General features: G+C 56.8%; 24 protein-coding genes and 1 tRNA gene. 11 read left to right on the top strand and 14 right to left on the bottom strand.

Annotated features, from left to right (window positions below; translation table 11 throughout):
- Positions 1-40: 40 nt before the first annotated feature.
- Both AVO44_RS00970 and cls read left to right on the top strand, forming a co-directional pair.
- Complete coding sequence (locus AVO44_RS00970; protein WP_068331365.1) at positions 41-1015, top strand: HAD family hydrolase; 975 nt, start codon at positions 41-43, stop codon at positions 1013-1015.
- Between the two features lie 23 nt (positions 1016-1038).
- Positions 1039-2451 carry a cardiolipin synthase gene (cls, locus tag AVO44_RS00975; protein ID WP_068331367.1) on the top strand — a complete coding sequence of 471 codons (1413 nt, stop codon included), beginning with the start codon at positions 1039-1041 and terminating at the stop codon, positions 2449-2451.
- Here the strand turns inward: cls and AVO44_RS00980 are convergent.
- The gene (locus AVO44_RS00980; protein WP_068331370.1) at positions 2448-2882 is read right to left on the bottom strand and encodes an ion channel; all 435 of its coding nucleotides are present in this window, start codon (positions 2880-2882) and stop codon (positions 2448-2450) included. The genes cls and AVO44_RS00980 overlap by 4 nt on opposite strands.
- A gap of 153 nt (positions 2883-3035) precedes the next feature.
- On the opposite strand from AVO44_RS00980, the gene AVO44_RS00985 reads away from it, so the two are divergent.
- From AVO44_RS00985 to AVO44_RS00995, 3 genes are read left to right on the top strand one after another with little or no spacing between them, the layout of a single operon-like run.
- The gene (locus AVO44_RS00985) at positions 3036-3683 is read left to right on the top strand and encodes an ABC transporter ATP-binding protein (protein ID WP_068331372.1); all 648 of its coding nucleotides are present in this window, start codon (positions 3036-3038) and stop codon (positions 3681-3683) included.
- On the top strand, positions 3680-6094 hold the full coding sequence (locus AVO44_RS00990) for an ABC transporter permease (protein ID WP_068331374.1): 2415 nt from the start codon (positions 3680-3682) through the stop codon (positions 6092-6094). The genes AVO44_RS00985 and AVO44_RS00990 overlap by 4 nt, the downstream gene beginning before the upstream one ends.
- On the top strand, positions 6084-7124 hold the full coding sequence (locus AVO44_RS00995) for a lipocalin-like domain-containing protein (RefSeq protein ID WP_068331376.1): 1041 nt from the start codon (positions 6084-6086) through the stop codon (positions 7122-7124). The genes AVO44_RS00990 and AVO44_RS00995 overlap by 11 nt, the downstream gene beginning before the upstream one ends.
- A 40-nt stretch (positions 7125-7164) precedes the next feature.
- On the opposite strand, the gene AVO44_RS01000 is transcribed toward AVO44_RS00995, so the two are convergent.
- The 6 genes from AVO44_RS01000 to AVO44_RS01025 form a co-directional block, all read right to left on the bottom strand.
- On the bottom strand, positions 7165-7596 hold the full coding sequence (locus AVO44_RS01000; RefSeq protein ID WP_068331378.1) for a universal stress protein: 432 nt from the start codon (positions 7594-7596) through the stop codon (positions 7165-7167).
- Positions 7593-10205 (bottom strand): TRAP transporter permease, encoded by a 2613-nt coding sequence (locus AVO44_RS01005; RefSeq protein ID WP_068331380.1) that lies wholly within the window; start codon positions 10203-10205, stop codon positions 7593-7595. Before AVO44_RS01005 ends, AVO44_RS01000 begins: the two co-directional genes overlap by 4 nt.
- A 99-nt stretch (positions 10206-10304) precedes the next feature.
- Positions 10305-11273 carry a TAXI family TRAP transporter solute-binding subunit gene (locus AVO44_RS01010; RefSeq protein WP_068331382.1) on the bottom strand — a complete coding sequence of 323 codons (969 nt, stop codon included), beginning with the start codon at positions 11271-11273 and terminating at the stop codon, positions 10305-10307.
- A 187-nt stretch (positions 11274-11460) separates the two neighbouring features.
- Positions 11461-11892, bottom strand: coding sequence for a hypothetical protein (locus tag AVO44_RS01015; RefSeq protein ID WP_068331384.1), 432 nt, complete (start codon positions 11890-11892; stop codon positions 11461-11463).
- A 383-nt stretch (positions 11893-12275) separates the two neighbouring features.
- Entirely contained in the window at positions 12276-12545 is a 270-nt protein-coding gene (locus AVO44_RS21755) for a DUF6538 domain-containing protein (protein ID WP_420865710.1), read from the bottom strand.
- Positions 12546-12604: 59 nt separating this feature from the next.
- Positions 12605-12690 (bottom strand) — tRNA-Leu (locus tag AVO44_RS01025).
- Between the two features lie 145 nt (positions 12691-12835).
- Here AVO44_RS01025 and AVO44_RS01030 point away from each other — a divergent pair.
- Together AVO44_RS01030 and AVO44_RS01035 are read left to right on the top strand one after the other, a co-directional pair.
- Positions 12836-13414, top strand: coding sequence for a YqaA family protein (locus tag AVO44_RS01030; protein ID WP_068331388.1), 579 nt, complete (start codon positions 12836-12838; stop codon positions 13412-13414).
- A complete protein-coding gene (locus tag AVO44_RS01035) occupies positions 13411-13905 on the top strand; it encodes a disulfide bond formation protein B (RefSeq protein WP_068331390.1) in 495 nt (164 codons plus the stop codon). The genes AVO44_RS01030 and AVO44_RS01035 overlap by 4 nt, the downstream gene beginning before the upstream one ends.
- On the opposite strand, the gene AVO44_RS01040 is transcribed toward AVO44_RS01035, so the two are convergent.
- On the bottom strand, positions 13875-14462 hold the full coding sequence (locus AVO44_RS01040) for an HNH endonuclease (protein ID WP_068331393.1): 588 nt from the start codon (positions 14460-14462) through the stop codon (positions 13875-13877). The two genes, AVO44_RS01035 and AVO44_RS01040, sit on opposite strands and share 31 nt — an antisense overlap.
- A gap of 214 nt (positions 14463-14676) precedes the next feature.
- On the opposite strand from AVO44_RS01040, the gene AVO44_RS01045 reads away from it, so the two are divergent.
- Both AVO44_RS01045 and AVO44_RS01050 read left to right on the top strand, forming a co-directional pair.
- Positions 14677-15282 (top strand): rRNA large subunit pseudouridine synthase E, encoded by a 606-nt coding sequence (locus tag AVO44_RS01045; protein WP_068331396.1) that lies wholly within the window; start codon positions 14677-14679, stop codon positions 15280-15282.
- A 31-nt stretch (positions 15283-15313) separates the two neighbouring features.
- The gene (locus AVO44_RS01050) at positions 15314-15739 is read left to right on the top strand and encodes a VOC family protein (protein ID WP_068331398.1); all 426 of its coding nucleotides are present in this window, start codon (positions 15314-15316) and stop codon (positions 15737-15739) included.
- Between the two features lie 11 nt (positions 15740-15750).
- On the opposite strand, the gene AVO44_RS01055 is transcribed toward AVO44_RS01050, so the two are convergent.
- Genes AVO44_RS01055 through AVO44_RS01065 form a run of 3 tightly spaced genes read right to left on the bottom strand, consistent with a single transcriptional unit; the run spans position 15751 to position 17551 of the window.
- Positions 15751-16233, bottom strand: coding sequence for a GNAT family N-acetyltransferase (locus tag AVO44_RS01055; RefSeq protein ID WP_233421893.1), 483 nt, complete (start codon positions 16231-16233; stop codon positions 15751-15753).
- A 23-nt stretch (positions 16234-16256) separates the two neighbouring features.
- Positions 16257-16922 carry an alpha/beta hydrolase gene (locus tag AVO44_RS01060; protein WP_068331400.1) on the bottom strand — a complete coding sequence of 222 codons (666 nt, stop codon included), beginning with the start codon at positions 16920-16922 and terminating at the stop codon, positions 16257-16259.
- Entirely contained in the window at positions 16919-17551 is a 633-nt protein-coding gene (locus AVO44_RS01065) for a DNA-3-methyladenine glycosylase family protein (RefSeq protein WP_068331402.1), read from the bottom strand. Before AVO44_RS01065 ends, AVO44_RS01060 begins: the two co-directional genes overlap by 4 nt.
- 98 nt (positions 17552-17649) lie before the next feature.
- Between AVO44_RS01065 and AVO44_RS01070 the strand changes: the two genes are divergently transcribed.
- Positions 17650-18876 carry an MFS transporter gene (locus AVO44_RS01070; protein ID WP_068331404.1) on the top strand — a complete coding sequence of 409 codons (1227 nt, stop codon included), beginning with the start codon at positions 17650-17652 and terminating at the stop codon, positions 18874-18876.
- Positions 18877-18879: 3 nt separating this feature from the next.
- Here the strand turns inward: AVO44_RS01070 and AVO44_RS01075 are convergent, their stop codons facing one another.
- From AVO44_RS01075 to cysS, 3 genes are read right to left on the bottom strand one after another with little or no spacing between them, the layout of a single operon-like run.
- Entirely contained in the window at positions 18880-19662 is a 783-nt protein-coding gene (locus AVO44_RS01075) for a squalene/phytoene synthase family protein (RefSeq protein ID WP_068331406.1), read from the bottom strand.
- Complete coding sequence (gene cimA, locus AVO44_RS01080; protein ID WP_068331408.1) at positions 19659-21293, bottom strand: citramalate synthase; 1635 nt, start codon at positions 21291-21293, stop codon at positions 19659-19661. Before cimA ends, AVO44_RS01075 begins: the two co-directional genes overlap by 4 nt.
- The gene (gene cysS / locus AVO44_RS01085) at positions 21293-22687 is read right to left on the bottom strand and encodes a cysteine--tRNA ligase (protein ID WP_068331410.1); all 1395 of its coding nucleotides are present in this window, start codon (positions 22685-22687) and stop codon (positions 21293-21295) included. The genes cimA and cysS overlap by 1 nt, the downstream gene beginning before the upstream one ends.
- Before the next feature lie 216 nt (positions 22688-22903).
- On the opposite strand from cysS, the gene AVO44_RS01095 reads away from it, so the two are divergent.
- Complete coding sequence (locus AVO44_RS01095; RefSeq protein ID WP_068331414.1) at positions 22904-23248, top strand: MmcQ/YjbR family DNA-binding protein; 345 nt, start codon at positions 22904-22906, stop codon at positions 23246-23248.
- Positions 23249-23251: the final 3 nt, after the last annotated feature.

The following is a 23251-nucleotide window of genomic DNA, read 5'->3' on the forward strand; positions in this document are numbered from 1 at the left end:
CAAAAGGCGGCCCTTTCTAGATTGATAAAAGGATTTCCTCATGAAAACCGCCCTTCTTGCCACTGCCGTTTTCATGGCTCCGTTCGCTGTCTTGGCCGACCCGTTGCCTAGCTGGACTGAATCGGACACGAAGACCCGCATTATCGAGTTCGTAAACGCCGTCACTGATCCGGATAGTCCCGATTATGTGACACCGGCAGACCGTATCTCTGTGTTCGACAATGACGGAACGCTATGGGCAGAACAACCGGTCTATTTTCAACTGACCTTCGCGATGGACCGTTTGGCCGAGCTGGCAAACGCTGACCCTTCAATCCTATCCAACCCGACATTGGAAGCGGCGGCTGAGGGGGACTTGCAGGCCATCGTCGACGGCGGTCATGACGCGCTGATCGAGGTTGTCAACGCCTCTCACGCTGGTGTCAGTGTCGAGCAGTTTCAGGACTCGGTCGCGAACTGGCTCGACACCGCGCGGCATCCCGATACAGGCCTGCCCTATGACCAGATGACGTACCAGCCAATGGTCGAATTGCTGCGCTATCTCAGAGACGAAGGGTTTCGCACCTATATCGTCTCAGGTGGCGGGCTGCATTTCATGAGGGTATTCGCCGAAGAAGCTTATGGCATACCCCCAGAGCAGATACTTGGCACTTACACGGACACCATATATGAAACAGGTGACGGAGCCCCCGCAATTATCAAGGCCCCAGGCATTGCGTTTATCGACGACAAGGAAGGTAAGCCGATCAATATCGAGCGTACAATCGGGCGACGGCCAATACTGGCTGGCGGAAATTCCGATGGCGATTTTGCAATGCTTGAATGGACAACCGCGGGCTCTGGGCCGCGTCTGGGCATTCTGGTTCATCACACAGATGCCCAGCGTGAATGGGCCTATGACCGCGAAAGCCCGATCGGAAAATTGGTCGACGGGTTGGACAAAGGCCCTGAATTGGGCTGGGTCATAGTTGATATGGCGCAAGACTGGGATCGCATCTACACTGGGGGCGATTAAGACACTCAGAGACTGATAACCCCATGTGGACATTGCTTGTTTCCGCAGCCGTCTTCTTCCTGTACCTGACGGCTGCGGTCTTTGCGATCCGGGCGGCTCAGACAGCGCGCACGCCTCAGGGTGCGGTTGGCTGGGTGGTGTTCCTGATCTCGGCGCCGTTCTTTGCCGTACCTCTTTACCTGTTTCTCGGGCATCACAGGTTCCGAGGATATCGGATCGCACGTAAGCAAAGCGAACGAGTTGTTGAAGGTATCAAGAGCTTTGCGGATTTCTCACAGCCTGATCTTTCGACGATGTCCATCAACCCCCGCCCGTTCGAGGCGCTGGCGCATTTGCCCGTATCCCGTGGCAACGGGGCTGAGCTGTTGATCGACGGACAGGCCACGTTTGACGCCATCTTCGATGCCATCGACGCCGCAAAAAGCTATATCCTGATCCAGTTCTATATTGTCCGCGACGATGCGCTTGGCAAAAAGCTTCAGTCCAAGCTGATCGCGGCGGCAAAACGCAAGGTTTCTGTTCGTTTCATGACCGATGCGGTGGGCAGCTATGGCCTGCCGACGGCCTATCTGGACGCTTTGCGCGCAGCCGGGGTCGAGGTAGCCAACCCGCGCGACAGGCGTGGCCCGCAGCATCGGTTTCAACTCAATTACCGCAATCACCGCAAAACCGTGATCATAGATGGCGAAATCGGATTTATCGGAGGTCACAACGTCGGCGTCGAATATCTGGGCCAGAACAGCCATTTCGGTCACTGGCGCGATACACACCTGAAAATGACCGGCCACATCGTCAGGCAATTGCAGTTGATTTTTGTCGAAGACTGGCACTGGGCCCACGAAGAGGATCTGATCGACCTGCTGGATTGGGCTGGGGATGAATCCGATCAGGACATGAATGCCCTATTGGTCGCAACAGGTCCCGGGGACGAGACGGAAACCGGCGCGATGATGTTTTTCTCGGCCATCACTGCGGCCAAGAATCGAATTTGGATCGCGTCGCCTTATTTCGTGCCCGATATCGACGTCATGACAGCCTTGCAACATGCCGCACTGCGAGGTGTCGACGTGCGCATTCTGGTCCCGGATGTAATTGACCATCGCCTGCCCTGGCTGGCCGCCTATGCCTATTTCGACGAAATCCGCGAATGCGGAGCTCGGGTGTTTCGATACACCGATGGCTTTTTGCATCAAAAGGTTTTCGTCGTCGATGATACCTTGGCTGCAGTGGGCACAACCAATTTGGACAACCGCTCATTCCGGTTGAATTTCGAAGCAATGGCATTGTTTTTCGATAAGCGTGCGGCTAATGCCGTGGACAAAATGCTGCGCGCAGATTTTGAGAAGAGTTATGAACTAACGCGCAACCTGCCCGAGCAACCCGCATATATCCGGTTCGGCTCGCCACTGGCGCGTTTGTTTGCGCCGATCCTTTAAGATATCAACTCTTCCTTGAACACCTGGGTAAACAACGCAACCATGAACGCAGTAGACAGCCCAAAGGCCAAAAGCCCGGTGACCGATGCGAATGCCCCAAAAATACGAAGATCTTCGCCCAGCACGACGTCACCGTAGCCCAGCGTCGTGAACGTCACCAACGAGAAATAAAGGGCTGTATTCCAGTCCGGAAGAACGTCTCTCAGCACCCAGACAATGGCCCAGAGCCAGACCTGGAATGTATGGATCGCTACGATGAAGCCCAAGGCCATACTGATCGGCCCAGCGATGGTAAGGAACCGCTTGCTGTTCTCTAATCGAATGGACATTTGACGGACCACTTGGGTGCACCACGTCAAAAGGGCAATCTCGATCAGAAAGCAGATCCCGAGATAAATACTCCCCCATAAAATCTGCTGCGTTAATGTCATCAAGCTGTACCCCGGTTCCAAAAAAGTGCGGACACAATGGCGATTTGTCCGCAAAAGAACAAGGCTGTGACAAAGCGAAACGTGAACGCCTTGGTGCTGGACTCTGCGCTGCGGCGCTGCACATTGTGGCTTGCACCGTGCAAGGGGTTTTGAATGCTGCTGAATATCGACAAGGTCCAGAAATCCTATCCCGGCGGGCGTCCGGTTCTTCGGGATGTCTCGCTGACGCTGGACCATGGGCAGACGCTTGCGCTGACCGGCGAAAGCGGCAGCGGTAAAAGCACGCTTTTGAACCTTGCTGCCGCCTTAGACAGCTTTGACGGTGGCGAGATCACACTGGATGGAACTGCCCTGTCGCCGTTGGATGATCGTGGACGCGCTGCCTTGCGACGTCAAAGCGTGTCGTTGGTCTTTCAGCAGTTCAACCTGATCCCGTCACTGACCGTTGGCCAGAACCTGTCATTCCACGCACGGCTGGCAAACCGCGAAGACACAGGTTGGAGCGCACAACTGGCCGAAAGGCTCGGTTTGGCCGATTTGTTAACCCGCTATCCGGAAAATCTGTCCGGCGGACAGCAGCAACGCGTCGCCATCGGGCGCGCGATGGCCGTGCGACCGAAACTGCTCTTGGCAGATGAACCAACCGGCAATCTGGATGAAACAGCCAGTGCGAATGTTCTGGACCTGATGCTCTCGCTTGTTGCGGAAACGGGGGCTGCTTTGCTGCTGGTCACCCATTCACAAGACATCGCGGCGCGTCTGGATCGGCAGGCACATTTGGCTGGCGGACATATCGTATGACCTTTGCCATAGTACAGGCTCTGCTATCGCATTGGCGGCGGCATCGGCTGCAATTGGCGACGTTGTTGATTGGCATCGCACTGGCGACCGGTTTGTGGTCGGCTGTTCAGGCCATCAATGCGGAAGCTCGTGCCAGTTATCAGCGGGCAAGCGATCAGCTTGCCCTTGGCCTTTATGACACGTTGCGCGATCCGTCCGGAACAATTGCGGTTGACCGGTATGTTGCGCTTCGCCGGGCTGGATGGCAGGTTTCCGCGGTTCTGGAAGGGCCGGTACGGATTGCCGGGCGCACGGTTCAGGTGATGGGGGTCGACATGGTGACCTATCCCGCGCTTCCCGCCATGACGCAGACTGAGCAAAGCGACGCGCCCCCAGACCCATCCGATATGTTGACCGCACCCGGACGCTTGCTGGCTACACCGGAGTTGGCTGAGCACCTGAAATCGCAGACTGAATTACCGCCCATCGTTGTGTCAGACGCGGTTCCGCCCGACTTAATCTTAACAGATATCGGCGTGGCCGAGACCCTGCTGAACAGGCCCCGACAGATCTCGCGGCTTGTTATTTTGCCGGATCAGCCGCGCGGCGTGCCTGCGCTGTCCGAGATCGCGCCAGACCTGCAAAGGGTCGAAGCCTCGGCCCAACTGGATACACAGCGGCTTACCGACAGCTTTCATTTAAACCTCACGGCCTTTGGCCTTCTGTCTTTTGCCGTGGGGCTGTTCATCGTCAACGGCACGGTCGGTTTGGCCTTCGCACAGCGGCGCGCGATGATCCGCACCCTGCGGGCGCTGGGTGTCTCAATGCGGCGACTGGTTTGGATGATCACGGCAGAACTGACCTTATTAGCCTTAATCGGTGGTGCGTTGGGGTTGGTCCTTGGGTTCTTTTTGGCCGGAGCACTGTTGCCTGACGTCGCCGCAACTTTGCGCGGGTTGTACGGCGCGCCGGTGGACGGGCAAATATCGCTGCAGCCAGAATGGGCTCTGGCGGGGTTAGGGATGGCCTTGGGGGGCACTTTTCTTGCCAGCGGACATGCCTTGTTCCGCCTGTCAAGGATGCCGATACTCACAGGGGCCGGAGTGCAATCGTGGCGGAGTTCCACATCGGGCCAACGCTTCAGCTTCCTTATTGGGACGGCTCTGATCACCGGGGGCTTTGCCATCGGCTACACGGTTGAAGGGCTGGTCGCTGGATTTGCAATGGTGGGGGGTATCCTGACAGGTGCGGCACTGGTGTTGCCTTACTTCCTGACCTTAGCGCTTTCCGTTTTTCAGCGCCGCGCCCGTGGGCCCGTGGCCCAATGGGTTTGGGCTGACATGCAGGCGCAACTGCCCGGGTTATCACTGGCTTTGATGGCCTTGTTGCTGGCGCTGGCCGCGAATATCGGCGTTGGAACTATGGTATCAAGCTTTCGACTCACTTTTGTCGGCTGGCTGGATCAACGCCTGACGTCCGAACTGTATGTAACTGCCCGGGACGATCAGCAGGGTAAAGAGATTGCGCAGTGGCTTGGCCCTCAGGTGGATGCCATCCTGCCGATCCGCAATGTGGAGTTAACGCACGAAACCGGGCCGCTTTTCTTGTACGGCGTGGTCGATCACGAAACATATCGCGACCACTGGCCCCTCATCGCCTCATCAGACAGTGCCTGGGATCGGGTTTTGACGGATCAGGCCGTGCTAATCAACGAGCAATTGGCCCGCCGCGCGGATCTTTGGCCGGGTGATATGCTGACCCTGAACGCAGAACATACTCTGACCATTGCAGGCGTCTATTCGGATTATGGGAACCCAACAGGTCAGGCCATTGTGTCCATGCAACAGCTTGATCTAATTGCACCGGGGGCTGAGACGCGCCAGTTCGGCATACGCGTGTCACCTGAACGCGCCACCGAATTGGCACAGGCGTTGCGTGACAGGTTCGACCTGTCTCGACAGGCCGTAGTTCAACAAGCCGCCGTCAAGGCGCAGTCGCTTGCCATCTTTGACAATACCTTTGTGGTGACATCTGCTCTGAACGTATTGACACTTGGCGTGGCCGGGTTCGCCATTTTGACCAGCCTGCTGACGTTATGGACTCAGCGCCTGCCGCAGATCGCTCCAGTCTGGGCGCTGGGGCTGACGCGGGCGCAACTGGCGCGGCTGGAGCTTTTGCGCAGCGTATTGTTGGCGGCGTTGACGGCCGTTTTGGCCCTGCCACTTGGACTGGTTCTGGCTTGGGCACTGCTGGCGGTGATCAACGTGCAGGCCTTTGGCTGGCGGTTGCCTATGTTTCTGTTCCCGGTGGATTGGGCGTACCTGTTCGTTCTGACCTTACTGGCTGCCGCGGTTGCTGCTGCCCTGCCCGCCCTGCGGGTCTTGCGCCTGCCGCCTGCTGATCTTTTGAGGGTGTTTGCCAATGAACGCTAGAGTTTGGCTTGTTGTTTTGATCCTTCTGCAACCCATCGCATCGTGGGCGCAGGGCTATGCAGGCTTAGGCGGGTCCGCCGATGGGTTCGACGTTCCCAAACGCGACTACCAGTTCGAATTCCCGCGGGATCACGGTCCGCATCCAACCTATAGGATTGAGTGGTGGTACCTAACCGCCAATCTTACCGGTGAGGACGGGCGCGACTATGGCATTCAATGGACCCTCTTCCGGTCCGCCCTGAAACCTTCCGAAGCCGACGGCTGGCAAAGCCCGCAACTCTGGATGGGTCATGCGGCCGTAACCACACCAGAAACACACTACTTTGCTGAACGTCTTTCACGCGGTGGAATCGGTCAGGCTGGTGTGGCGGCCGACCCGTTCGAGGCATGGATCGACGAATGGTATATGCGTGGGCCAGACCTGAATACAGTGTCCCTGTCGGCCAGCGGTGCCGAGTTCGCCTATGACCTTGACCTCACAGCGCAAGGCCCGCTGGTGTTTCACGGAGACGCCGGATACTCGGTCAAATCCGCCGATGGGCAAGCCAGCTATTACTATTCCCAGCCGTTCTTCGAGGTCGAAGGGGTTTTGAACCTGCCTGACGGCGATGTGGCGGTCACCGGTCACGGCTGGCTGGATCGAGAATGGTCTTCGCAACCCTTGGCCAGCGATCAAACTGGTTGGGACTGGTTTTCACTGAGCTTTGACGATGGCGACAAGCTGATGGCGTTTCGTCTGCGCGGCGGGCGCGGTGATTTCACCGCCGCCACATGGATCAGCCCGGATGGCACAACGACCCCACTGCCTAACGGGTCTGCGTCATTCACGCCGCTGAACACAACGCGCGTGGCCGGACGCGACGTGCCGACCGAATGGCACGTCACCCTCCCCGACCGTGGCTTGGACGTTGAGGTCTCTGCGATGACGCCGGACGCGTGGATGGCCACGCAATTCGAATACTGGGAGGGTCCGGTAACCGTCAAAGGCAGCCACACCGGACGAGGTTATCTTGAGATGACAGGCTATTAGCGGCCGACGTTGTCACCGTTTTGATTGTAGCGGTCTGACCTTAGCGCACCACGTAAACCGACGCGTTGGAGTGCCGAACAACGCGCGAGGCATTCGGACCAAGCAGATAATCCTTGAGGTCCGGTTTATGTGCACCGATCACGATCAGGTCGCTGTTCGCGCTTTCCGCCGTCTTCAGGATCTCGCGATACGCAGTGCCAGTGGCAACAACGTGGCGAACTTTGTCGTTTCGCGCGGCACCCAAAACCGTAGTGCATAAATCCACAAGATGTTTATGCGCATCCTCCAGAGCTTTTTCGTGGAAATCCGGCTGGAAAAACCCGGATACCCAGCTTTCTCCGAAATCCGGCAAAACCGTCACTACATCCAGTTGGGCGTCGTCTTGATCAGCCAAGCGTGCTGCGGTTTTCAGGACATTTACGTCCACATCGCCATTGCTTATGTCGACTGCACAGAGAACGGACTGTGTCATGCGGGCACCTCTTCTTGTCTGGCGGCGCGGCCGCGTTGCAGGAAGGCGATCAAACCCAGTAAGATCATTGCTGGAATGTAGATCATCTGTTTGGGCGGTTGGCTGGACGGCAAGCTGACCGAGGTCAAACGCACAGCCTCATCCCCGTAATAGTCGAAGTTGCCCAGCTCATCAGCAACTGGCGATCCAAACATCGGCTCTTCCAGTTTGATCAAACCGTCCTCTTCAAGCAGCAGCAGACCCATAGCGTCGACCCGCGCCTCGCCACCCTCTTCGTTGCCGACAGCAACTATGACGGTAGTGTCCGTCATCGCGAGTGTATCAAAGTCGGGACCGCTGACAACAAGCCGAACCTCGGTGCCCGGAGGTGTTTGTCCGATCGTTTCAACAAAGGCCGACGGTTCAACTGACGCATATGGTGGGGAAATGCGATCCATGAAGTAATCTGGTCGGAACAATGCAAAGGCCACGAAGATCAGTGCGATGCTCTCATAGATACGGCTATGGGTCAGGAAGTAGCCCATTGTTCCCGCAGTGAAGACAAGAATTGCTATTGTTGCGAATATGGCGACAATTATCCCCTCAACCCAGGTCACATCAATCAACAGAAGATCAGTGTTGAAGATGAACACAAATGGCAGGGCTACGGTCCGCAAGCTATAGAAGAAGGCTGTGAAACCGGTTCTGATCGCATCACCGCCCGAGACTGCTGCAGCGGCGAAACTTGCCAACCCGACCGGGGGCGTCACGTCCGCCATGATGCCGAAATAGAACACGAACAAGTGAACCGCGATCAGCGGTACGATCAGCCCGCTCTGCGCACCCAGTTCGACGACCACGCCAGCCATCAACGAGCTGACCACGATGTAGTTCGCCGTAGTCGGCAGACCCATACCCAGGATGAGACTAAGGATACCGACCATGACCAGCATCAGGATCAGGTTGCCGCCCGAGAGGAATTCAACCAGATCGGCCATCACTTGACCTACCCCAGTCAACGTAACGGTGCCAACGATCACACCCGCCGTTGCGGTTGCCAACGCGATCCCGATCATGTTGCGCGCACCATCAATCAAGCCCTGCCAAAGGTCTACAACGCCATCGACAAAGCTGGCGCTCAGGGTGTGTTGACCGCGAAACAACGCCTTGAGCGGTTTTTGTGTCAGCAGGATCACGAACAGCAAGGCCGTGGCCCAGAACGCTGACAGACCCGGAGATTTCTGTTCAATCATCAGGAAATAGACCAGCACGATGATCGGCAGCAGATAGTGCAGACCGGCCTTATAGATGTCACCGATAACCGGCAGTTGCACCTCTTGGGCGTTTGGATCATCGGGCTCAAGATCCGGCACTTGGGCCGCCAGATACAGCAAACCCACATAGACGGCGCAGACTATAAGGCTCAGGATCATGCCAGCAGAAGACGGTGCCCAGCTTGTGACTGCTTCGACCGGGAATTGCGAGCCATAACAGAGACCTGCAAACACAAGGAAGAAGGACAGCATACCAACAACCGTGCGTGCCAGATGCACATCGCGGTCACCCAGCGTCGGCATGTTCCGCTTTACCGCCTCCAGATGCACGATGTAGACCAAAGCGATGTATGAGATCGCAGCGGGCAGGAAGGCATGTGTGATCACTTCGACATACGAAATGCCGACATATTCAACCATCAGAAACGCCGCAGCCCCCATGACCGGCGGCATGATCTGACCGTTTACGGATGACGCGACCTCAACCGACCCGGCCTGTTCGCTGCTAAACCCAACGCGCTTCATCAGCGGGATAGTGAACGTGCCCGTGGTCACAACGTTGGCGATGGACGAGCCCGAGATCAGACCGGTTGCCGCCGAACCCACAACAGCCGCCTTGGCCGGACCGCCACGCAGGTGACCCAAGGCGCCAAAGGCCATTTTTATGAAATAGTTCCCTGCCCCGGCTTTATCGAGCAATGCGCCGAACAGCACGAACAGGAATACGAATTTCGTAGAAACACCCAAGGCGATCCCGAACACGCCTTCGGACGTAATCCACATGTGGCTCATGGCCTTTTTAAGGCTGGCACCTTTCCAGCGGATAACTTCCGGCACCCACTCTGATGAGCCAAAAAACACATAGGCCAGGAAAATCGTCGCGATGATCGCCATTGCAGGCCCAAGCGCGCGGCGCGCTGCCTCGAACAACAGCAACAGGCCTACCAGCGCAACCCATTTGTCGACGTCATCCGCCAACCCGCCGGCATCGACGATTTTCTGATAGAAGAAATACCCGTAAAGCGCGACAAACGCGCCAAGAATCCCCATGATCCAGTCTTGGATCGGGATGTAATCACGCGGGCTCGACTTCAGTGCTGGATAGGCGGCAAAGGCCAGAAATATAGCAAAGGCCAAATGAAATTGCCGCGCGTTGTTCACGACGCTTCCAGGCAAAACATAATTCGCCAGTGGCGAGGCCAGAACCACCTGAAAGATCGACCAGATCGCGGCCACAACGGCCAAGAAGACCCCAACATTGCCAACCGGATTGCGCCCACCTGCATCGGAAGAGGCTACAAGCTCCTGCAGTTCTTCCTCGGATAGCGGACGATTAGATTGTGTGTCGGAACTCATGAAATGTCTCCCCGTCGTGGCCTTTTGCGGCCTTTTAAAACACCCATTTTTTACGGGCTTGATGCAGGGCGCCCGCGGGCACCCTGCCTTAAGACTGGTTTACTGAATCCAGCCTTTTTCTTTGTAGTACTTCTCGGCACCCGGATGCAGCGGTGCTGACAGGCCGTCCGCGATCATCTCTTCGGGCTTGAGGTTGGCGAATGCCGGGTGCAACTTTTTGAAGTCTTCAAAATTCTCGAAGACGGAGCTGACAACCGCATAAACCGCATCTTCCGACACGTCGGCCGAGGTCACGAAGGTTGCACCAACACCAAAGGTTGCCGTGTCACCGTCAGAGCCACGATACATACCACCGGGAATGGTTGCGGTACGGTAGAACGAGTTGTCGTTGACCAGCTTGTCCACGGCTTCGCCGCTGACATTCACCAGAACCGAGTCGCACGCGGTGGTGGCCTCCTGGATCGAGCCCGAGGGGTGACCAACGGTGTAAACCATCGCATCAATCTGGTTGTCGCACAAAGCCGCCGATTGCTCAGCCGCTTTCAACTCGGTCGCCAGTTCGAAATCACCGGTGGTCCAGCCCAATTCACCCATCAGCACTTCCATGGTACCGCGCTGACCGGAACCGGGGTTGCCGATGTTGACGCGCTTACCCTTCAGGTCTTCAAAGTTGGCGATGCCGGAATCGGCACGCGCTACAACGGTGAACGGTTCTGGATGTACCGAAAAGACGGCGCGCAGGCTCTCAAACGGGCCGGCTTCTTCGAATTTCGAAGTGCCGTTGTACGCGTGATACTGCCAGTCAGACTGCGCAACACCAAATTCCAGCTCACCCTCGCGGATGGTGTTGATGTTATAGACCGAACCACCGGTCGACTCGACCGAACACCGAACGCCGTGTTCTTTACGGCCCTTGTTTACCAGACGGCAGATTGCACCACCGGTCGGATAATACACACCGGTCACGCCGCCTGTGCCGATAGTGATGAATTCTTCCGCATACGCTGCCGGGGCCATGAGGGCTGCGGTTACCACCGCGCCGAGGCTTAGCTTGCTGCTGTTTTTCATATTTGAGAACTCCCAATTCTTTTGCTGGATGGGAGACCGCCTTACAGCCCCCCTCCAGGGACTTCGTCGGTTAAGGCAAGCGGACGCATGTCGCAATAGGTGCAAACGCCAACGTGTAAATCTCCCAACACGTTAGACGTTTGAATCTGACACGGTGGTTGTCAAGCCCTAGGGTTGACCCCAAAGCTCAAAGCTTCATATCTGAGGGTAACCGCGGAACTTTCCCCGTTTCCGCAGGACTGAACTCTATCGAAGGGTGTTCTTCTGGAAGGGCTGCATAGGTTTGCCGCAGCAAGGCACCTTCTTTTCCCTGTCGTACCGGAATTTCAATGATCCCGAAAAGAAACGCTGCAAACGCGGATTGAATGGATATTGCCATCAGACTGAAACCTGCCGCCGTTAGCTTGGTTGTCAACGGGGTGTGCAAGTCACCAAATCCTGTCCATGCCCATTGCGCAAACGCTATGAGGAACAAAAACAGCCCCAACAACAGAAGCCAGAAAGCAAGTAACGCAATATTATCTGTTGTCGCCCAGTTGCGCAGCACCCTGCTTGCACCGCCAACAAGCACTAACCCGTTTTTGGTCGCAATCATTCGCGCAAGGGCGCCGAAGGTCAAAAGCTGTGTGCCGACTATGGCCGTCAGACAAGCCTCCAGGAACGTATTGGTGCCAAGCCTGACGGAGTCGGTGAATGTATCGGGCCGAACATAAAGGCCAGTGCCTCCCTCCGATCAGCGTAAACGCGAGGCCAGGGTAGCGCCCACAGATTTCATTCAGTCGGCATCGAGTAACCCAGAGCAACCTTTCGGTAACGAACATTTCAAACTGATAATTGAGACCATCGTTGTCAGCGATGTAGGACAAAAGGCTTTCAGCCTCTTCCCGGGTCACTGGCCTCAGCTTCTTCTCTCGTGGGTCAGCTTTCTTCTTCTGACCTGCGACACGCCGCAAGAGAGACGAAAAGGGATTGCGAACATCAGGATCGACTAGACCCCAATGATCAAGGACGCGCCAGTAGGACGCAAGACAGCATTGGTACGACTGCAAGGAACGCGCTGAGAGAGGCTCTCCGGTTGCCCTCAGACAATTCGGAAACAATCTGAGTGAGAACCTCTTTCCGTTTGACCAATGCTTCACTTAGGTCTTGGGTTCCTAATCCCCTGACAATCTCCTTTTTACCGATGATCGTTTGATATTCAGCCGGAACCGAAACTCTTAGTGCGTATCCCTTGCCTCGTTTAAACAGCCCTTTGGGTGCCCGTGCATCCATAGAAATATGGCTCCATTACCGTTACATCCGGCGAGGAAACCCTTTGATTATCAAGGATGTGGTGCCCAAGGAGAGACTCGAACTCTCACGGTATTGCTACCGGGGGATTTTGAATCCCCTGCGTCTACCATTCCGCCACTTGGGCCACGAACACTGCATTAGCCTTCACAGCCGGGAAGGTCCAGAGGCAAAAACCAACCCAATTGCAGATTGTTTTCATCACAGCGGTTGACGACCCACCGGGCGCGTGTTTTGGCTTGATCAACGTTCTAACAGGGTTTTAGCACCAGATGTTGCGATCGCTTTATGACTGGACCATTCGTCTGGCCGAACATCCGCATGCTTTGTGGGCGTTGGCTTTCGTGGCCTTTATCGAAAGTTCGGTCTTCCCGATCCCACCTGATGTGCTGATGATTCCGATGATATTGGCCCGCCCATCACGGGCTTGGCTGATCGCAACCGTGGCATTGGTGGCCTCAGTGCTGGGGGGGTTGCTGGGCTATGCCATCGGTGCGTTTTTCTACGAAAGCATCGGCCAACCCGTATTGCAGTCCATGGGCAAAGCTCAAGCGATGGAAGCGTTTAATACCCGCTTTAACGACTTTGGGTTCTGGGCCGTCCTGACGGCTGGCGTCACGCCGTTCCCCTACAAGGTCATCACCATCATGTCCGGATGGACGGGAATGCCATTGGGTACGTTCATTGCTACGTCGATTCTGGCCCGTGCATTGCGATTCTTTGCAGTGGCCGGGCTGCTGTGGGGTTTTGGGGAACCAATCCGGACCTTCATTGAAAGACGCCTAGGCCTGATGTTCACCCTGTTCATCGCCCTTCTGATCGGTGGATTCTACGTGGTAAAACTCCTATGACCCGTGAAAGCACTCTGGTTTTGATCGCAATGAGTGGATCCGCGGTGTTACTGTTGGGCGCATGGGGCTTTCAGTATCTAGGCGGGCTTGCACCGTGTAAAATGTGCATCTGGCAGCGCTACCCGCATGGCGCGGCCATCTTGATCGGGGCCCTGGCCCTAACGCTGCCGCGTGCCAATCTTTTGCCGCTGCTGGGCGCATTGGCTGCGCTTACAACGGCGGGGATTGGTGTGTTTCACGCCGGGGTCGAGCAACGATGGTGGGAAGGACCCTCTAGCTGTTCCGCCGGCGATATCGGAGGCTTGTCAGCGCAGGAACTGATGGACCAGATCATGTCTGCACCGCTGGTGCGCTGCGACGAGATACCGTGGCAGATGTTCGGGCTGTCCATGGCCGGATGGAACGCCGTTCTTTCGGGCGTTCTGGGATTGCTGTGGATTGCTGCGTGGCGCTCGGGCCGTCAAAACTCGTCCAGTTCCGCGTCCCAATAGAGAAAGTCAATCCAGCTTTCATGCAGGTGGTTCGGAGGAAACTTCCGACCGATGTTTCTGAGCGCTTCGGCATCTGGTCGACGTGGCGGCTTGCGCAAGGTCATCCGCGCCTGTTTTAGCGACTTGGACCCTTTCTTCAGATTGCATGGGCTGCAGGCTGCCACCACGTTTTGCCAGCTTGTGACACCGCCCGAAGCGCGCGGGACAACATGGTCAAAAGTCAGATTATCGCGGCAACCACAGTACTGGCAGCGAAATTCATCCCTTAGAAATAAATTAAAGCGCGTGAAGGCCACGCGCTTTCTGGGTTTTACATAGTCTTTTAAGACAACCACCGAAGGTATTCGAATCTCGGTGCTCGGGCTTCGGACAACCTCGTCGTATTCGGCCACAATATCCACCCTGTCCAGCCAGGCAGCTTTTATCGCCTCTTGCCACGGCCATAGGGACAACGGGTAATAAGACAGCGGGCGATAATCGGCGTTCAAAACCAATGCCGGATGATGCTTGAGAGCACCGGGTTCCCTGACAAATTCGGTCCTGAATTCTCCATCCATATCAGAATCGCTCCTGGCTCTGCTCTGCCCGTTTTTAACGTCAGAGCGGGCATCACCCGCCCTGTCCACAACTTAACTATATATCGTGTTAAAACTCTGACAAGCCCTGAGTTTCCACAATATCTCGCGGATTGGTTAAGGCGAATCCGTAACATCTGCGTGACAGTTATCCACAGGTTGCGCCAACCGTGTCCTTCAAGCTATGGCGTGGGTCATGAGCTGGTTCATTCGATTCAACAAGCCCTATGACGTCTTGCCGCAGTTCACCGACCGCGCAAACTCGGAATCACCACGCAGCACGTTGTCAGATTTTATCGACCTGCCCGGTGTCTATCCGGCCGGGCGCCTGGATCGTGACAGTGAGGGGTTGATGCTGCTGACTGACAACGGCCGGTTGCAGGCGCAGATTTCTGATCCCAAGCACAAGATGGCCAAAACCTATTGGGTGCAGGTCGAGGGTTTGCCCGATTCAGCCGCGCTGGCGACCCTCCGAAATGGGATCGAGTTGAAAGACGGGCTAACCCGCCCCGCCAAGGTGCGGTTAATTGACGAGCCAAATGGGCTTTGGCCGCGAAATCCACCGATCAGGGTGCGACAGACAGTGCCTGATTGCTGGATCGAACTGACCCTGCGCGAAGGTCGCAATCGGCAGGTACGGCGAATGACCGCAGCCGTTGGCCACCCAACCCTGCGCCTGATCCGTGCAAAGATCGGCGATTGGACGTTGGACGGTTTGGACCCCGGCCAGTGGGATAGTCTACCTGCGCCCGAGTTGAATGTCGGGCAACAACGAAAACGGGACCGCCGCCCGCGCCGATGACAAAAAACGCGCCATGTGATAGAGTTACAGCATGAAAGTTACACCTGAGACACCTGTACCCGAAGGCATTCTTGAGGCCGCGCTGTATGTCGACGACCTGGCTGCCGCAGAACGCTTTTATGGAGAGATCCTCTCACTTGAGAAAATCCAGCATGATGCCGAGCGACACGTTTTTTTTCGTGTCGGAAGTTCTGTTTTGTTGCTGTTCAACGCAGATGAAACTGAAAAGTCACCTGGGAATACCCAGTTCCCTGTACCACCCCACGGAGCACGAGGACCAGGCCATGTCTGTTTGATCCTTACCCGGGAACAGATTGACGTGATGCGGAAGCACCTTTTGGATTGGAACATTCCGATTGACTCGGAATTCGACTGGCCCAACGGTGCGCGCTCTCTTTACGTGCGTGATCCGTCTGGAAACTCTGTAGAGTTTGCCGAGCGGCACCTGTGGGCCTAAGCCCGGCGCGTTCAGGAAACTGTTTCTCTCTTGATGTCGAAGCGTTTTGAGATTCGATCAACCGGTGTCCCATCCATTAACGGTACGCCGCAAGCAACTGAATAGTCAGAAAACCCCATTTTCTCATAATACCTCAACCCCATCCCGTTATCGGCCCTAATTGTTGCGTTAATAGAAACAATTCCAATTGATGCGGCGAATTTTGAAGTTTCCCCAAACAAAGCCCGCCCAGCCCCTTTCAAGACGGGCTGACGACGCGTGAACGTGGCGATGTCGGCCCAGCCTGCCGGAAGGGCATCATACTCGCCCAGCCACTGAAAACCGGTCACCTGACCTTGATCGTCAAGCGCAGCGTGACAGCAAATCTTGTCTGAATTCTCCAAAAAAGATTGCCTGAATAAAGCTTCCGTAAACGTGGTTTCAAATGCGGTTGATCCGCCGATCTGAATGATTTCGTTGAGGATTTGGCACGCGATGCTCACGTCCTCGGACATCATCGGGCGAACGGTAATCACCGCTACAGACTCAACTTGTCGCGCATGAAGGCCAACGCAACACTCAGGCCGTCCGGTGCAATTCCGTGGCCGGTTCCCTTCATGATGTGGGCGTAAACCTCTTTAAACCCCGCAGCCTGAAGCGCTTCGGCGGCTTCGGGCAACGATTGCGGCGGCACCAGATCATCCGCGTCACCGTGCACCAACAGGATGGGCATTCGACTGACAACTTCGTCAGCAAGCAGGTCGGGTTCCAGCAATCGACCGGAAAAGGCAACGATTCCCGCGACCGGGTCTTCGCGACGTGGGGCAACATGCAGGCTCATCATCGTGCCCTGCGAGAAACCGAACAGAACGACCTGCTCAGGCAAAACGTCTTCATCCACCATCAACGCATCAAGAAAGGCGTTGAAATCCTGAATGGCCATTTCCATGCCGCGCTGCGCTTCTTCTTCCGACGAACCGTCGATCCATGGAATTGGGAACCACTGAAACCCGTTTGGCATTCCAGGAATCTGCTCGGGCGCATCCGGGGCGACGAACAGCGTGTCGGGCAGATGTTCACCTAGCGGATCAGCCAGGCCCAGCAAGTCGGCCCCATTGGCGCCATACCCATGCACGAACACCACGACCGAGCGTGTGTCGCCCGAAACAGGCTCTTTTCGGAGCGCATTCAAAACCCGTGTCATCTGATCCCTTCTCGTTCTTTGGCCACCCGGTAATAGGCCCACAACACACGCGCCGCAACCGACCGCCAGGGCGACCAGGCCTCGGCCATCTTGCGCAGCTCTTTGTCCGTAGGACGTGTGGGCAGGTCATAGAGAATTCGCGCAGCCTCTTGCAGTGCCAGATCGCCCGGCGCAATGACATCGGCACGGCCCAGCGAAAACATCGCGTAAATCTCAGCCGTCCAAACCCCGATGCCGGGCACTTCGGTCAGCGTGGCGATTACATCTGCATTAGAAGAGGTGCGTAACGCTTTGTAATCAATGCGCGCCTCAGCCAATGCACGCGCATATCGAATCTTTTGACGGCTTAGCCCGACTGACCGCAAATCTTCATCTGTTGCCAACATGATCTTGCGTGGCCCAGTAAGATTTGCGTCTTTCAAACGCTTCCAAATGGCGTTGGCCGACGCCACGCTGACCTGTTGGCTCACTATTGCGCTCAAAAGCTGCGCAAACCCGTCAGGGCGTCGGCGCAAAGGCAGTGGGCCGGTCTGGTCCATCGCCCAAGCCATGCGCGGACAGCTATCTGCCAGCCAAGCGGCCCCCTCTGAAACGCATTCAGGTGTCTCGATAATACGTCCTACGGACATAGGCGCTCCAGGCTGTTTGCAGTGCGCTCACGTTAGGTTGCTTTGTCGCAGATGCAACCCGCTTGTATGACTGGCGTTTGAAAGATACGGAAGAGCTCATGACAATGACGACCACGACCCCCGACAACAGCCAGGCCAAGCGCAATGTCGCCGTATTGGTGGCGGCACAAGCCGTGCTTGGTGCACAGATGCCGATGATTTTTATCGTTGGTGGATTGGCGGGACAGTCGCTTGCGTCCAACCCTTGTCTGGCCACGCTGCCTATTTCGCTGATCGTTCTCGGCTCAATGCTGGCGGCGACCCCCGTTTCAGCCATCATGCAGCGTTGGGGGCGGCGTGTTGGTTTCCTTGTGGGGGCCACGGCCGGTGCCCTCGGTGGCGTGGTTGGCGCCTATGGTCTTTATCTGGGGTCTTTCCCAATTTTTCTATTGGGCAGCGCGCTGACAGGTATATACATGAGCGCGCACGGTTTTTATCGTTTCGCCGCTGCGGATACAGCTTCGGACGACTATCAGCCCAAAGCCATTTCCTACGTCATGGCGGGCGGTCTGGCAGCCGCCATCATTGGGCCGCAAATCGTAAAACTGACCGCAGAAGCCTATGTCGTTCCGTTTCTCGGCACCTATCTGGCCGTTATTGCGGTGAATGTTATCGGCTCGGCCCTGTTCCTTTTCCTCGACATTCCAAAGCCCGAGAAACCCAAAGAAGACGCGCCAAAAGGTCGTTCCCGGCTTGAGATGTTGAAGACCCCTAGAATCGCCGTGGCAATCATCTGCGGCATGGTCTCGTACGCGCTGATGAACCTGGTGATGACCTCGACACCGCTGGCGGTCGTCGGGTGCGGGTTCAGTTCCGATGATGCTGCGGACGTGGTCACAAGCCATGTTCTTGCAATGTATGTACCCAGCTTTTTCACCGGCCAGTTGATCGCGCGATTTGGTGTTGAGAGAATCGTGGCCCTTGGTCTTGCGATTTTGGGGGCGGCCGGTGTGGTTGCCCTGCAAGGCGTTGAGCTGGGTAATTTTTTCGTCGCCCTGATCCTTTTGGGGATTGGTTGGAACTTTGGCTTTATTGGCGCCACAACCATGCTGGCCTCTTCCCATGAGCCGAGCGAGCGCGGCCGGATGCAGGGTCTTAACGATCTGCTGGTGTTCGGCGGTGTAACGGTTGCGTCGCTGGCCTCCGGCGGGCTGATGAACTGTTCGGGTGGCTCTCCGGTCGAAGGATGGACGGCGGTCAACCTGGCCATGATCCCCCTGCTGACACTGGCCGGTGGCGCGTTGTTGTGGCTGGTCCTGAAACCATCCGAGCCGGAAACGGTCTGACAGTTACAAGCGACCGCTTGCAACCGTCCACATCAGGGACAGCCTGCGCCGGATCTCACCCTGTGCAAGATCACCAGCCGCAACGCGATCTGGTCGCGTAGCAGCCCGCCGCAGCACCCATTCAGCCTGCCAGCCGGTATAAAGCGCGGGTCGGGCCTGTGCCGAAATGAGCGAAGCGTTGGATCGACCTTTGCGAAGCCGACTGAGCGCCTTTTGCGCAAGCGCGCGCACACCATCAGGCGTGCCGTCCAACAACGGAATCCGGCCACGCGCCTCAAGATCAGGAATGGCGCGAAGCCAATTCGCCACGCCAACTCCATAGCCGATATCACGCAACACGGTCTCATCCGCTGGACCCAGAACATGCGCGGCCGCAACCATCAAAGACCCGGAACTGTGGTCGATGTAGGCGTCAAAATGTGCCTCATCCTCAAACGGATCACGATAGATATCCCAACGTCTTACGGCCACATATTCATCAAGCATCGCCGCCAAATCCGGCGACAGAACCTGAGACAGAGGCGTTACGACTTCATGCCGGCGTACGGGCTTGCCATCAGCGATCTCTTGCAGCGCGTCGCGCCACCATTGCAAACGCATCTCGGCAATCATCGCCTCTTGCGTGACCCAGGGTGCGCGCGCAACCTCGGCGTTCAGGGCATAAAGCGGGAACAACATTGGTCGCACAGCAACAGGCGCTGCCATAACCGCCATGAAGCGATCCGGGTCGGCGCGATGCACCAGAGCAGCGCAGGCCTTGACGTCATCGTCGAAACCAACGGTCACTCGGCCACTACCGCTTGCGGCCCTGCGTCACGCACCAGTTTCCACTGGATTGCGTCCAACAATGCCTCGAACGAGGCATCAACGATATTCGCGCTGACGCCCACGGTTGACCACCGCCGCCCCTGCCCGTCTTCGCTGTCGATGATCACGCGGGTCACGGCCTCTGTGCCGCCCTGCGTGATGCGCACCTTGAAATCAACCAGCCTCATATCTGCCAGAACCTGAGAATACTGCCCCAGATCCTTTGCCAAAGCCTTGGCCAACGCGTTAACCGGGCCCCGGTCGCTGCCGTCCTCATCCAAAGACTCGCTGACCGACAGTTTCTTTTCCCCGTCCACCTTCACAACAACCACCGCCTCAGACAGGCTGACCATCTTGTTGTACTTGTTCTTTCGCCGCTCAACCGTGACCTTGTAGCGCTTAACCTCGAAGAACTCGGGCAGTTGCCCCAACTCCTCCCGTGCCAGCAGTTCAAAACTGGCCTGAGCGGTGTCGTAGGAGTAACCATCAGCCTCACGGCGTTTGATCCGATCCAGGATGCGGCCAAGGGCCGGATCATCTTTGTCAACGGACAGCCCCGCTTCGGTCAGCCGTTTACGCAGGTTCGACTGCCCCGCCTGGTTCGACATCGGTATGATCCGCGCATTCCCAACCGAGGTGGGATCAACATGTTCATAGGTCGACGGGTCCTTGAGAATCGCGCTGACATGCAGCCCGGCCTTATGCGCAAAGGCAGACGCCCCGACATAAGCCGCTTGCTTGCTGGGCACCCGGTTCAGGATGTCGTCAAGCATTCGGCTGACACGGGTCAAACCGGCCAAGGCATCGACGCTGACGCCGATGTCAAAGTTTGATGCATACGGTTCTTTCAGCAACAAGGTCGGGATCAGAGCAGTCAGGTTCGCATTCCCGCAACGCTCACCCAAACCGTTCAAAGTCCCCTGAATTTGTCGCGCACCGGCATCAACAGCGGCCAGAGAACAGGCCACCGCGTTCTCGGTATCGTTGTGCGTGTGAATCCCGAGGCGGTCGCCCGGCAACCCCGCTGCGATCACCTCGGTCACGATGCGCGAGACCTCGGCCGGAAGCGCACCACCGTTTGTGTCGCACAGCACGACCCAACGGGCACCAGCTTCCAAAGCGGCCCGGCACACATCGACAGCATAGGTTGGATTGTCCTTATACCCGTCAAAGAAGTGTTCGGCATCAAACAGGGCCTCACGCCCCTGCGCCACGACATGCGCGATCGAGGCCCGAACGTTTTCAACATTCTCCTCCAGTGAAATTCCCAACGCTTGAGTCACGTGGTAATCATGCGATTTTCCCACTAGGCAGACCGCTTGCGTGCCCGCGTTCATCACAGCGGCCAACACATCGTCATTTTCTGCCGACCGACCCGCGCGTTTGGTCATCCCGAAGGCGGTCAACCGCGCCGATATCTTCGGAGCAGTTTCGAAGAACGCGCTGTCCGTTGGGTTTGCGCCGGGCCAGCCGCCCTCGATGTAGTCAAGCCCCAGCGCATCAAGCGCCTGCGCGATCTGCACTTTTTCGGCGGTTGAGAATTGCACCCCTTGCGTCTGCTGCCCGTCCCGCAGGGTCGTATCATAGAGGTATAAACGTTCCTTTGACATTACACCTCCTCTAGCTTGGCCGCGTCGAAACCGGCACCCGGCACCAATTCGACCCCGTCCTTGCTCATACGGACCTCCAGCCCGGCGGCCAGATAGGCAGCCTTCAGGCGATCTACTTCCGAGAAATCCTTGCTTTGCATCGCAACGGCCCGCGCATCCGCAAGCCGATCCTCATAGGCGGCCAGGTCCAACGAAGCTGTGTCCGCCCACGCCCCCATTTCCGGTGATAACAGCCCCAGCAACTGCGCACTTGCCAACAGGCCCGCTGCATCCCCATCTGCAGCCAGACGGTAGAGGTCAGCCAAAGCACCCGCTGTATTCAGGTCATCACTCAGCGCAGCGACAACCGCGGGTGCCGCGCTGGCGGCGGGCTCGATGCCCGCAGTCAGCGCCCGCCATTTGCGTAGCGTGGCCTCAGCCTCACGCGCCTTCTTCTCAGTCCAGTCCATCGGCTTGCGATAGTGGGTCTGAAGGAAGACAAAGCGGATCACCTCCCCGGGAACACCTTGTTCCAGCAGATCATGCACGGTGAAGAAATTGCCCAGTGATTTCGACATCTTCTTGCCTTCCACCTGCAACATCTCATTGTGCAGCCAGTACCGGGCAAACTCACCTTCGGGATGCGCGCAGCAGCTTTGTGCAATCTCATTTTCATGGTGCGGGAACATCAGATCATTGCCACCCCCATGGATGTCAAAACTGTCCCCCAACAACTCATAACTCATGGCCGAGCACTCTATGTGCCATCCCGGACGCCCACGTCCCCATGGGCTGTCCCAGCCCGGCAACTCGTCGGTGGATGGCTTCCACAAAACAAAATCCATCGGGTTTTTTTTGTAAGGCGCGACCTCAACCCGCGCCCCAGCAATCATGTCATCAACGGATCGGCCAGACAGTGACCCGTAGTGCGTTTTCCAGCTGTCGACAGCAAAAAGAACGTGCCCCTCGGCCGCGTAGGCGTGGCCTTTGTCGATCAGGTCCTGAATCATCGCGATCATCTGACCGATATATTCAGTCGCGCGCGGCATGTAGTTGGGCTCCAACGCACCCAACGCTCCCATGTCGTGAAGATACCAGCCGATTGTCTCGTCCGACCGTTCCTGCACCAACCGCTCCAACGTTCCATCTGCCCCGGCCTTTTGACGGGCCAGCGCCGTTGCGTTGATCTTGTCATCAACGTCGGTGAAGTTGCGCACGTAAGTTACGTGGTCCGCGCCATAGGTATGCCGCAGTAACCGGTATAGGACGTCGAACACCACGACAGGCCGCGCGTTCCCCAGATGAGCACGGTCATAAACCGTCGGACCACAGACGTACATCCGCACATTATCGGCATCGATCGGCACGAAATCTTCCTTCGTCCGAGTCCGGGTGTTGTGCAGTTTGATCGTCATCGGTCGGCTCCTAAAGACAGCGTAGCTTCTCGCGTTGGCGCGGGCTTAGCAACTTGTCTCAGGGATGAAAACGAAAGAAACCGGCCCGCTTGATAAATCAGCAGGAAATGCAGCAGATAATGGTGCAGATCATCGGGTTCATAAATCTGCATTAGCACGCGGAATACCAGACGCCAAGCCTTGAGTTTCGCTTTCTTCCGCTGCACTTTTTGCAGAATGAACCGTGACAGAGTGAATGCCATTTGCCGGAGCCTTCCCGGCGCGGAACTGTCGGACCCATGGGGCGGCGGTCATGACGCCTGGAAAATCGGCGGCAAAATGTTTGCCTGTATCGGAACGGCAAATGACGGCGTTTCTGTTAAAACGCCTGACATTGAAACAGCCCAGATGCTGATTGATGCGGGCATAGGTGTGAAAGCACCCTATTTCCACCGGAGCTGGATACGCCTTCCTTTCGATTGCGATAAGGACGAATTGCAGCACCGGCTGGCCACTTCTTACGACCTTGTCCGTGCCTCATTGACCAAAAAGATTCAGGCAACGCTTCCGCCGCGAACCTGATTG

It is taken from the genome of Ruegeria profundi, assembly GCF_001507545.1.
Taxonomy (GTDB): Bacteria; Pseudomonadota; Alphaproteobacteria; order Rhodobacterales; family Rhodobacteraceae; genus Ruegeria; species Ruegeria profundi.

What these genes read in the sequence shown, in the direction of transcription:
- AVO44_RS00970 (WP_068331365.1), top strand. Translation starts at nt 41, where the DNA reads ATGAAAACCGCCCTTCTTGCCACTGCCGTTTTCATGGCTCCGTTCGCT.
- cls (WP_068331367.1), top strand. Translation starts at nt 1,039, where the DNA reads ATGTGGACATTGCTTGTTTCCGCAGCCGTCTTCTTCCTGTACCTGACG.
- AVO44_RS00980 (WP_068331370.1), bottom strand. Translation starts at nt 2,882, where the DNA reads ATGACATTAACGCAGCAGATTTTATGGGGGAGTATTTATCTCGGGATC.
- AVO44_RS00985 (WP_068331372.1), top strand. Translation starts at nt 3,036, where the DNA reads ATGCTGCTGAATATCGACAAGGTCCAGAAATCCTATCCCGGCGGGCGT.
- AVO44_RS00990 (WP_068331374.1), top strand. Translation starts at nt 3,680, where the DNA reads ATGACCTTTGCCATAGTACAGGCTCTGCTATCGCATTGGCGGCGGCAT.
- AVO44_RS00995 (WP_068331376.1), top strand. Translation starts at nt 6,084, where the DNA reads ATGAACGCTAGAGTTTGGCTTGTTGTTTTGATCCTTCTGCAACCCATC.
- AVO44_RS01000 (WP_068331378.1), bottom strand. Translation starts at nt 7,596, where the DNA reads ATGACACAGTCCGTTCTCTGTGCAGTCGACATAAGCAATGGCGATGTG.
- AVO44_RS01005 (WP_068331380.1), bottom strand. Translation starts at nt 10,205, where the DNA reads ATGAGTTCCGACACACAATCTAATCGTCCGCTATCCGAGGAAGAACTG.
- AVO44_RS01010 (WP_068331382.1), bottom strand. Translation starts at nt 11,273, where the DNA reads ATGAAAAACAGCAGCAAGCTAAGCCTCGGCGCGGTGGTAACCGCAGCC.
- AVO44_RS21755 (WP_420865710.1), bottom strand. Translation starts at nt 12,545, where the DNA reads ATGGATGCACGGGCACCCAAAGGGCTGTTTAAACGAGGCAAGGGATAC.
- AVO44_RS01030 (WP_068331388.1), top strand. Translation starts at nt 12,836, where the DNA reads ATGTTGCGATCGCTTTATGACTGGACCATTCGTCTGGCCGAACATCCG.
- AVO44_RS01035 (WP_068331390.1), top strand. Translation starts at nt 13,411, where the DNA reads ATGACCCGTGAAAGCACTCTGGTTTTGATCGCAATGAGTGGATCCGCG.
- AVO44_RS01040 (WP_068331393.1), bottom strand. Translation starts at nt 14,462, where the DNA reads ATGGATGGAGAATTCAGGACCGAATTTGTCAGGGAACCCGGTGCTCTC.
- AVO44_RS01045 (WP_068331396.1), top strand. Translation starts at nt 14,677, where the DNA reads ATGAGCTGGTTCATTCGATTCAACAAGCCCTATGACGTCTTGCCGCAG.
- AVO44_RS01050 (WP_068331398.1), top strand. Translation starts at nt 15,314, where the DNA reads ATGAAAGTTACACCTGAGACACCTGTACCCGAAGGCATTCTTGAGGCC.
- AVO44_RS01055 (WP_233421893.1), bottom strand. Translation starts at nt 16,233, where the DNA reads ATGTCCGAGGACGTGAGCATCGCGTGCCAAATCCTCAACGAAATCATT.
- AVO44_RS01060 (WP_068331400.1), bottom strand. Translation starts at nt 16,922, where the DNA reads ATGACACGGGTTTTGAATGCGCTCCGAAAAGAGCCTGTTTCGGGCGAC.
- AVO44_RS01065 (WP_068331402.1), bottom strand. Translation starts at nt 17,551, where the DNA reads ATGTCCGTAGGACGTATTATCGAGACACCTGAATGCGTTTCAGAGGGG.
- AVO44_RS01070 (WP_068331404.1), top strand. Translation starts at nt 17,650, where the DNA reads ATGACAATGACGACCACGACCCCCGACAACAGCCAGGCCAAGCGCAAT.
- cimA (WP_068331408.1), bottom strand. Translation starts at nt 21,293, where the DNA reads ATGTCAAAGGAACGTTTATACCTCTATGATACGACCCTGCGGGACGGG.
- cysS (WP_068331410.1), bottom strand. Translation starts at nt 22,687, where the DNA reads ATGACGATCAAACTGCACAACACCCGGACTCGGACGAAGGAAGATTTC.
- AVO44_RS01095 (WP_068331414.1), top strand. Translation starts at nt 22,904, where the DNA reads ATGAACCGTGACAGAGTGAATGCCATTTGCCGGAGCCTTCCCGGCGCG.